The 9,020-nt window shown below is 55.7% G+C and carries 10 protein-coding genes; 6 read left to right on the top strand and 4 right to left on the bottom strand.

Annotation, left to right across the window (positions count from 1 at the left end):
- Positions 1 to 156 precede the first annotated feature (156 nt).
- From queA to JDW22_RS04170, 4 genes are all read left to right on the top strand, one after another.
- The gene (gene queA, locus JDW22_RS04185; RefSeq protein WP_200521997.1) at positions 157 to 1,188 is read left to right on the top strand and encodes a tRNA preQ1(34) S-adenosylmethionine ribosyltransferase-isomerase QueA; all 1,032 of its coding nucleotides are present in this window, start codon (positions 157 to 159) and stop codon (positions 1,186 to 1,188) included.
- A 33-nt stretch (positions 1,189 to 1,221) separates the two neighbouring features.
- On the top strand, positions 1,222 to 1,680 hold the full coding sequence (locus tag JDW22_RS04180; protein ID WP_200521830.1) for a hypothetical protein: 459 nt from the start codon (positions 1,222 to 1,224) through the stop codon (positions 1,678 to 1,680).
- 204 nt (positions 1,681 to 1,884) lie between these two features.
- On the top strand, positions 1,885 to 2,322 hold the full coding sequence (locus JDW22_RS04175) for a hypothetical protein (RefSeq protein ID WP_200521829.1): 438 nt from the start codon (positions 1,885 to 1,887) through the stop codon (positions 2,320 to 2,322).
- 123 nt (positions 2,323 to 2,445) lie between these two features.
- Complete coding sequence (locus JDW22_RS04170) at positions 2,446 to 3,375, top strand: Dyp-type peroxidase (protein WP_200521828.1); 930 nt, start codon at positions 2,446 to 2,448, stop codon at positions 3,373 to 3,375.
- Positions 3,376 to 3,546: 171 nt separating this feature from the next.
- Here the strand turns inward: JDW22_RS04170 and JDW22_RS04165 are convergent, their stop codons facing one another.
- The gene (locus JDW22_RS04165; RefSeq protein ID WP_200521827.1) at positions 3,547 to 4,059 is read right to left on the bottom strand and encodes a hypothetical protein; all 513 of its coding nucleotides are present in this window, start codon (positions 4,057 to 4,059) and stop codon (positions 3,547 to 3,549) included.
- 170 nt (positions 4,060 to 4,229) lie between these two features.
- Here JDW22_RS04165 and JDW22_RS04160 point away from each other — a divergent pair, with 170 nt between their 5' ends.
- Entirely contained in the window at positions 4,230 to 4,988 is a 759-nt protein-coding gene (locus tag JDW22_RS04160; protein WP_200521826.1) for an FkbM family methyltransferase, read from the top strand.
- A 69-nt stretch (positions 4,989 to 5,057) separates the two neighbouring features.
- Here JDW22_RS04160 and JDW22_RS04155 read toward each other — a convergent pair whose 3' ends face one another.
- From JDW22_RS04155 to JDW22_RS04145, 3 genes are all read right to left on the bottom strand, one after another.
- A complete protein-coding gene (locus tag JDW22_RS04155) occupies positions 5,058 to 5,459 on the bottom strand; it encodes a hypothetical protein (protein ID WP_200521825.1) in 402 nt (133 codons plus the stop codon).
- On the bottom strand, positions 5,456 to 7,273 hold the full coding sequence (gene mnmC / locus JDW22_RS04150) for an FAD-dependent 5-carboxymethylaminomethyl-2-thiouridine(34) oxidoreductase MnmC (RefSeq protein WP_200521824.1): 1,818 nt from the start codon (positions 7,271 to 7,273) through the stop codon (positions 5,456 to 5,458). Before mnmC ends, JDW22_RS04155 begins: the two co-directional genes overlap by 4 nt.
- 113 nt (positions 7,274 to 7,386) lie before the next feature.
- Positions 7,387 to 8,082 (bottom strand): hypothetical protein, encoded by a 696-nt coding sequence (locus JDW22_RS04145; RefSeq protein WP_200521823.1) that lies wholly within the window; start codon positions 8,080 to 8,082, stop codon positions 7,387 to 7,389.
- Between the two features lie 184 nt (positions 8,083 to 8,266).
- Here JDW22_RS04145 and pyrF point away from each other — a divergent pair, with 184 nt between their 5' ends.
- Positions 8,267 to 9,016 carry an orotidine-5'-phosphate decarboxylase gene (gene pyrF, locus JDW22_RS04140; protein WP_200521822.1) on the top strand — a complete coding sequence of 250 codons (750 nt, stop codon included), beginning with the start codon at positions 8,267 to 8,269 and terminating at the stop codon, positions 9,014 to 9,016.
- Positions 9,017 to 9,020: the final 4 nt, after the last annotated feature.

Here is a 9,020-nt window from a genome sequence, read left to right as displayed (position 1 = left end):
TCTATTTTGCCCTGTTGTTTTGGTTTCGCAGAAACCCACTTCATTCGTTTTCAGGCTGCTTCATCCCACCGCGTAACCCGCCCCCAAAGGCAGCCTGAAAACAATCCCCAACCCGCGTATAATCCCGCCCCTTCCCCGTTCCCCAATACCCCCACCATGCAACTTTCCGATTTTGACTTCATCCTCCCCGAGCATCTGATTGCGCAAAACCCACCCGCCACGCGTGGCAACAGCCGCCTACTGGTCGCGCTGCCCGATGCGCCATTTGCCGACAAACAATTCGCCGATTTGCCCGCCTACATCAACGCAGGCGATGTGCTGGTGTTCAACAATACCAAAGTGATGCGCGCGCGGCTGTTTGGGCAAAAAGCCAGCGGCGGCAAAATTGAAGCGCTGATTGAGCGCGTGTTGGACGCGCATACTGCGCTGGCGCACATTCGTTCGTCCAAATCGCCCAAGGCAGGCGCGGAGTTGATTTTTGACGGCAGCATCCACGCCACCATGCTGGAACGCGCCGATGAGCTGTTCAAAATCCAGTTTGCGGGCGAGCAAACCGTGTATGAGCTGTTGGAACAGCACGGCAAATTGCCGCTGCCGCCGTATATCGTGCGCGCGGCTGATGCGGCGGACGACGAGCGTTATCAAACCGTGTACGCCAAATTTCAAGGCGCAGTCGCCGCGCCCACCGCAGGTTTGCACTTTACCGACGCGCTGTTGGGCAGCCTGAAAGCCAAGGGCGTGGAGTTTGCCGAGGTAACGCTGCACGTGGGCGCGGGCACATTCCAGCCCGTGCGCGTGGACAACATCGCCGAACACAAAATGCACAGCGAATGGTTTGACGTGCCCGCCGACACGGTTGCCAAAATCGCCGCTGCCAAACAGCGCGGCAGCAAAGTGTGGTCGGTGGGCACCACTTCGCTGCGGGCGATTGAATCCGCCGCGCGTTCAGGCAGCCTGAAAGCGGGGCAGGACGACACGGATATTTTTATCACCCCCGGTTTTCAATTCCGAGTGATTGACCGCTTGATTACCAATTTCCACCTGCCCAAATCCACGCTGCTGATGCTGGTGTCGGCGTTTTCAGGCTGCGATAAAATCCGCGCGGTGTATCGCCATGCGGTTGCGCAGGAATATCGTTTTTTTAGCTACGGCGATGCAATGATTTTGGCGCGCGAAACGGCAGCCTGAAACGCCGTTTTGCCTATTGATAAGGAAGCACTCATGTTGCGTATTGCTTTATTTTTCGCGCTGGCAACCAGCTTGGCGGCGTGTTCGTTTAACAAAGCCGCGCCCACTTGGGCAGAAAAAGCGCCCTTTATCAACCGCATGGAAATTCACTCGGTGGACAAAGAAGCCAACGAATTGCTACACAAAACCAGCCATCTCACGCTGGGCGCAAGCGCCAGCCATAATGTGAAACTGGCGGCGGGCAAGCACTACGCCTTTTTTGCCGACTGCGCGGATGAATGCAGCAATTTGGATTTGTCGTTGCAGCAAGACGGCGCAACGCTCAAAGCCGATACGGCGGAAGATGCTTCGCCGATGTTTGGCTTTTATGCCGCGCAGGCGGGCAACTATCAGCTTGTGCCGCTGATGACTTCGTGCGTGAGCGCGGATAAAAAGGGCTGCAAATACACGGTGCAGGTGTTTGAAAGCGAACGGCAGTTGATTGCGGATTAAGCCGCGCGGGGAATGAAGGCAGCCTGAAACTGGGTTTGAGCGTTTTCAGGCTGCCTCAAAAGGAGAACCAACATGAACAGCAAAACTTTTTACAAACACATCGCTGCGGCGGTGAACACCACCATGAGCGAGCGCGGCTTTGAGCGCAACAAACGCTCCTATCCTTGCTGACAGCAGCGCATCGGCAGCCAAGTGCTGCATTTGATGATTAAAACGGACAAATATCCGTGGCAGGACTACATTGGCGGCAATTTTTCGCTATACGCCTTTTTGCGCGCGCCCGATGCCGAGTTGCCACAAGCGGGCGAATGGGGCGCGTTGTATGTGTTTGATTATGCCGATGAGCCGTTGCAACAGTGCATTTTGGCGCAAAACCGCACGGCGTATAAAAAGGCGGTGGCGTGGGATATGAACCAATTGAGCCATTTGAGCGACTCGGAGCAGCAACTGGCGCGTTCGCAGCGGGCGTTGTTTTTGCCAATTTGGCGCGATGAAGTGGAAAGCGATCGCCCGTGGATGGTGGTGAACAAGCAATTGCTTTATACCGATGAAGCGGATATTCAGGCGTGGGGCGAGATTGTGCTGGCGGTGTTTGCGCGGGTGGCGGAGCAAGTGCGCGGCGGGGTGGTGTTGGGGGGATGATGGCGAATAATAAGGCAGCCTGAAACGATGGTTTTAGCGTTTCAGGCTGCCTTATTTGCATTCCCTTTTCCCCACCCTTATAATCGCGCGGCAAACCGCAAATAACTGAAAAATAGGATAAAAATGACTGATATTCAATCTCAAAAAGTAACCGATGAACCGAACGAAAACACCATTTTTATGGTGTGGAATTTCAAAGACGGCATGGATGTTGCCCCTGCATTCAAACGCTTGTGCGCGCTGGTGGGCAATTTAAACAATTCCGCCACCAACCGTTTCCCGCAGCAAAAAGCCAGCGTGGTGCTGGGCATCAGCCACGGCGCATGGCAACGCTTGGATTTGCCCAAGCCGCTGCCGCGCGAATTAGCCGAGTTCGCCCCGATTAAAGGCGCGAAACACACCGCCGTTGCCACGCGCGGCGATGTGCATCTGCATTTGCGCGCCGAGCAGCAAAGCGTGTTATACGATATGGCGGCGGTGCTCACCGATTTGCTCACACCTGCGGCGGACTGCGCGGAAGAAGTGCACGGCTTTCGCTATTGGGATGGGCGTTCCATCTTGGGCTTTGTAGATGGCACGGAAAACCCGCACGACCCCGCCGAGCGCGCGCATTTTGCAATTATTGGCGAGGAAGACGCCGCCTATCAGGGCGGCAGCTATTTGTTTGTGCAAAAATACCTGCACGATATGAACGCATGGCGCAAGCTGCCTGTTGCCGAGCAAGAGAAAGTGATTGGGCGCAGCAAGCAAGACGATATTGAAATGGACGATGATGCCAAGCCCGCCAATTCGCATATTGCGCTGGCGAATGTGGGCGATGAGTTTAAGGTGGTGCGCGACAATATGCCGTTTGGACGTGCGGGGGCAAACGAAATGGGCACATATTTTATCGCCTACGCCCGCACGTTTAGCACGGTGAAAAAGATGCTGGACAATATGTTTATCGGCAACCCAGAGAGCAATTATGACCGTATTTTGGATTTCAGCACCGCGCACACGGGCACGCTGTTTTTTGTGCCGAGTATGGATATGTTGGATGAGTTTGCTGAGTAGAGAGTAAGCAAAATGGACAGCCGCTGATTGTTGAGCGGCTGTTTTTTGTGGAGCAGGGTTGGGCAAGAGTGAGGCAGCCTGAAACTCAAAATGGCGCGTTGGCAGTTCGCCGACATTTGGCGGACAAACCCCGCGCTACTGGCTTGTACCAAGTTTTCAGGCTGCCTCTGTTTACTGCGTAAGGTGCATTAAGCCAAAGGTTAAAACCGCCAGCACGCCGCTGATGGCGCTCATGGCAATGCAGCCTTTTACAAAGCCGACAAAGTGGAAACGAAAATCGCGCCTGCCCGCGCAATGCGTGGTGTTGGGGAAAATAAACAGCGGCGAGGCGAGCGTGCAAATCAGCAGCCAGTCCACCAGCAGCAAATCCACCGCATTCCACGCCATGCCCATTAGCCACAGATGGCAAAGCACGGTGGCAAACGATGCGCTGCGCTCTGCGTAAGCCAGCAGCGTGGTGGCGATGACAAAGGCAAACAGCAGCGTGAACGCCAGCGCGGTAAATAGCGCGGCGTGCCTTTTTTGCGCGGGGCAGGGCGCGGGCAGGGCGGTGGCTTGTTGCATATCGGGCGGGTAGTCGTGTGCCATCGTCCACGGGAAATGGCGCACGCTGATTGCGACAAAAATCATCCACAGCAGCGACCAAATGATGCTGGATAGGAGTAGGGCGGAGGTGTTGAGCATGGGGTGGTATTCTTTTGAACAAGGGGGTGATTTGGGGTAGAGGCAGCCTGAAAATGGGTTTGCGATGCGATGGCTTAGGGGCAAAAGCAGGCAGAGGGCAGCTAAATCATTGAAAAAGCCCTATAATGCCCACGGAGTATTCCATTTGTTCAACCTCATAGGAGATTGCCATGTTGTTTCCCAATCCATTTGTTTATCAGCGCACACTTGAAGCCGACATCAAAAGCGCCACCATTCCTTCCATGCTGGAACAGCATTACGGGCAATGTGGCGAAGATTTAATCATTTTTTCTATCGCCCGCGTCCTGCAAACACAAGGGCATATCGGGAATTGGGCGGATTATGTGTATGTTGAAATCGGTGGGAATCACGCCTTTGCGGGCAATAACACCTATTTGCTGCATATTTGCACGGGCATGACGGGTATTTTGGTTGAAGCCAATCCTGCGTTGCTGCCCGATTTGCAAAAAGGCCGCCCCGCTGACCAGATTATCCACGCCGCCATCACCAACGAAGACGTGGAAACGGTGGAATTATTCGTTTCCAATCATCACGAGCTTTCATCGCTGCACAAAGAATTTATTGAAATTTGGCATGGCGGGCAGGTGGGGATTAAAAACAGCGTGCAAGTGGCGGCGATGCGCCCCAATCGCTTGTTTGAAAACCATATTCCAGCGGACAAAAAGATTTTGCTGTTGTCGATTGATGTGGAAGGCAAAGATTTGGATATTGCCAAAGATATTGATTTTGCGCGCTGGCGACCGTTGTTTGTGCAGCTTGAACCATCGGAGCATTTTGCTTCGGGCGAGGGCGAGCGCATGACGGCGTTTATGCAGCAGCAAGGCTATGTGTTGATTGCGCGCACCAATGTGAATTTGATTTATATTGACCAAGCGATGCTGACAAAATTGGCAAGTGGCAATCGTTAAGCCAATGCAATATAGGCTGGGCAAATAGGCAGCCTGAAAATCGCCAAGCAAGGGATAAGCCTGATGGGTTTATCCCTTTTGTTGTCTAGTTTGTAGATGCGCCAGCAGTTTTTCACCATCGGCAAGGCGGATGAGGGTTTGCACGAAGGCGATGGAACGTCCGAGCGCGGCTTTGATTTCGCTGGCGGGTAGGGGGATGTGTTCTAGGATGAAAAAGGGGGCTAATTTTTGGTAGTACGTTTGGTTGGAGATGCCGAGGTGGTCGGTTTGTTGTACGTTGCCGTCGGCGCGTCCGTAGGCGACGATGCCGCACTTTGATGCGTAGAGGAAGACGTAATCGCCTTGGCTGATGCGGGTGATTTTTTCTTTGTAGCCGTCTTCAAAGGCGGCGGCGACGTGGTTGTCTAGCATAAAGCGGTGGTCTTGGGGGTGGTGGGCAAGGTTGGTGTTGAGCAGGAAGTATTGGGTCATGGTTGGGGCTGAGGGTTGGTTTTGCTGCGGATGATTTGACGAATAATTAGGCGGTTGGGGTTGAGGGCTTGGCGTAGGCGTTCGGAGAGGGGGCGGGGGGTGTGGCAGATTTGGGCGGCGATTTCGGCGGCGCAAAGGGGGGTGGCGAGCCCACGGCTGCCGTGTGCGGTGTTGGCGTAGGCGTTGGGCAGATAGGGGCAGGGGGTGGCGATGCGGTAGTTTTTGTCTAGGGCGTAGGCGGCGTAGGTGGTGCGTAGGGCGGTGGGGTTGCTGATTGCGCCGACGGCGGGGAGGTGGTCGTGGCAGTCGCAGCGGGTAGCGGTGTGTCCTTTTTGTGGGAACTCGTTGCGTTCGTTTTCAGGCTGCCTTAATAGCTGGGCTTGGGCTTGATTGGGTTTACATGGGGTTTGATTGCGTGGAAATTTGTTGTACTCGTTTTCAGGCTGCCTTTGGGTTTTCAGGCTGCCTAAATAGTCGTGGCTTGGTTCGTTTACGTTTTGCCGAAACTCGCTGCATTCGTTTTCAGGCTGCCTAATGGGATGGGCGGCGTAGTAATCGGCAAACTGTTGGGCGAGGTAGGGGGAAAGTTGGGCGAGGGCTTGGCGGTTGCGGGCTTCGTCTTCGGCGTGCCAATCTCGGCTGGGGTTGTTGGGGGCGAAGGTGGCGCCGTAGCAGTGTTCGCCTTGCCATGCGGGGGAGATGTAGGAGGCGGCGGATAGGGCGGTTTTCAGTTTCAGGCTGCCTTTTGTGGCGGGGGCGATGCTGGTTTGCCCGCGGATGATTTGGAAGGGATAGTGTTGGATGATGGGGGTGTGGGCGTTGTCTGCGCCTGTGCAGAAGACGATGTGGCTGCCTGAAAAGATGCCGTTGGGGGTGTGGACGTGCCATTGGTTGCCGCTGTGGTGGATGCTTTGGGCTTTGGTGTGGGGGTGGAGGGTGATGTTGGGGTGGCGCAGTAGGGCGTGGATAAGCGCGGGCGGGTTGAGCCATGCGCCGTGTTGCCAATATAAGCCACTTTGGGCGATGGGGATGCCTGCGATTTGGCTGGCTTGGGCGGGGGAGACGGGGCGGTAGAGGTGTTGATAATGCTGGTTTTGGGCGAGCTGCGCGTTGCGCTGGGTTTCGCTTGGGTTGTGGTTGAGATGCAGCACGCCGCTTGCTCCCCAGCTTTGCTGCATGGGGAGCAGGCGTTGCAGCAGGCGGCGGGTGTAGCCGTAGCCTGCGAGCAGGAGCTCGGTTTGGGCGGTGGGGTGGGGGGAGATTTTGGCGTAGAGCAGCCCTTGCCGGTTGCCTGATGCGGCTTGGGCAGGGGCGTGGGCTTCTAGCACGGTTACGCGCGCGCCGCGGGTGGCGCATTCGTGGGCGGTGGCTGCGCCTGCGATGCCTGCGCCGATGATGAGAACGTGGGGCTGGGCGGTTGTATTTGTTTCAGACTGCCTTGTGGGGGGCTGTTGCCATGCTTGGCGCGGCGGCGCGGGCTGTTGGGCGACGGGCGGAGTGTGCCAGATGATGTTTTCGGGCTGGGGGAAGTGTTCGTGCAGATGGCGGGCGGCGTAGGGCGGCAGCAGCCACAGGTCGGTTTCAGGCTGCCATTGGCGGATGTAGTTCACGGCATCGTGCGCCAAGCAGCGGGTGGCTTCTTGCCATGCTTGGGCGAGGGCGTGTTGCGATGGAGCCGCTGCCTGCCATTGGGGGATAACGTGGTTGGCGGGCAGGCAGAAGATAAGGTGTCGGCTATCGGGATGCGCGGCAAGGTGGCTTTGGATTTGGGCAAGGGTGGGGATGTTTGCCCATGCGTGGGTGTGGTGTGTCATGTCATGGTGTGTGCGGTGGGGGCGCATGGAATGTTTGCGGTCTACTCCATGCAATCATGGGAATAAAAAGGCAGCCTGAAAACGAGAAATACCGTTTTCAGGCTGCCTTTTGATTATTGGGCGGGGGCGGGAGATGCGTCGCCTTTTTCAGGCTGCCCTTGCAAATATTTCAACGCTTTTTCGGTGTCGGTGGCGGTGTGCAACACCGAGGTTTCATCGGCTAGGGTAAACATATCGTGTGCTTTCATTGCGTCGCTGTATTGCACGATGGCTTTGGCGTAAACGCGGTTGGCTTCTGCCATTTGCGCGGCGGCGGGCGCGAGTTTTTTCGCAAATTCGGCTGTGCCGCAAGCGTCCCAATCCAGCAGCACCATTTGGTCGGAAGCATCGGCGATTTTTTCCAGCGCAGGGGCAAGGGTTTCCACCAAGCCTTTACCCAAAGCGGTTTGCAATTTTAAGGCTTGGATTTGCGGGGCGGTGTCTGCATACAGCAGGCGTTGGGAATTGTAAAACGATTGGTAGGCGCTGCAACTGGGTTCAAAGCCTGCTTTGTAGCTCCAATTTTTAGCGTTTTGGCGCACTTCCATGTTGCTGATGTTGGAAGCGGCGAAAATATCTTGAATGGCTTGCAAATCGGCGTTTTCCAGGTCGTCCAATTTGGCTTTTTTGTTGGCTTTTTTATAGCCTTGGTTGGCGGCGGAATGACCGCTGCTGTCCCCGCCGCTTGATGTCGGCACGTCTTCCGATTGACCGCACGCTGCCAGCAGCCCCGCTAATACCAAAGCAGAAAGAGTTCGCAAGCTGTTCATAAATTTTCCTTATTCTTTAGAGTGTAAAAGGCAATAAACATTGTAGAGAAAAAAAGCAATCTTTACAAACGAATAGATAATCAACTTGATACGCAAAACCGTTGGGCAGCCTGAAAACACGGGTTTGCGAGAAACCGTGTTAAAACGTGTAAAATAACCTTTTTTACCCAAACGAGGCCGCGCCATGAACCCTTTGATGACCGATTACCCGCTTTCCACCCAGCCCACGCCTGTGATTGTGGCGCTGGATTTTGCTAACGAAGCCGAAACCTTGGCGTTTGTGCGCCGCTTGTCGCCCGAATTGTGCCAGTTAAAAATCGGCAAGGAATTGTTTACCGCAACGGGGCGTTCGCTGGCAGAAAAGCTCATCAACCAAGGCTTTAAGCTGTTTTTGGATTTGAAATACCATGATATTCCCAACACGGTGGCCCATGCGTGCAAAGTGGCGGCGGAGATGGGCGTGTGGCTGGTGGATATGCACGCTTCGGGCGGGCGGCGCATGATGGAAGCGGCGGCAGAGGCGGTGGCAAATTGCGCGTATCGCCCGAAACTGATTGGCGTAACGGTGCTCACCAGCATGACGGCGGAGGATTTGCGCGAGATTGGTTTGAATCGGCAGCCTGAAACGCTGGTGTTGCAATGGGCGCAGCTGGCGCAGTCGTCGGGGCTGGATGGCGTGGTGTGCTCGGCGCAAGAGGCGCGCCTGCTGCGGCAGCAGTTGGGCGACGCGTTTTTGCTGGTTACGCCGGGGATTCGCTTGGACACGGCGCATAATCGGGACGACCAGCGGCGCATCATGACCCCGCTGGATGCGTTGAACGCAGGCGCGAGCTATTTGGTGATGGGGCGGCCGATTACGCAGGCGGCCGACCCTGCGGCGGTGTTGCGCGGGATTAACGCGGATGCGGCGCAGCTGATGCGCGGCGAAAGCTAAACGG

This window comes from Kingella bonacorsii, from assembly GCF_016623605.1.
In the GTDB taxonomy this organism is placed as follows: Bacteria; Pseudomonadota; Gammaproteobacteria; order Burkholderiales; family Neisseriaceae; genus Kingella_B; species Kingella_B oralis.
The sequence above is the reverse complement of the archived record's forward strand: the minus strand, read 5'-3'. Positions and strand labels throughout refer to the sequence as shown.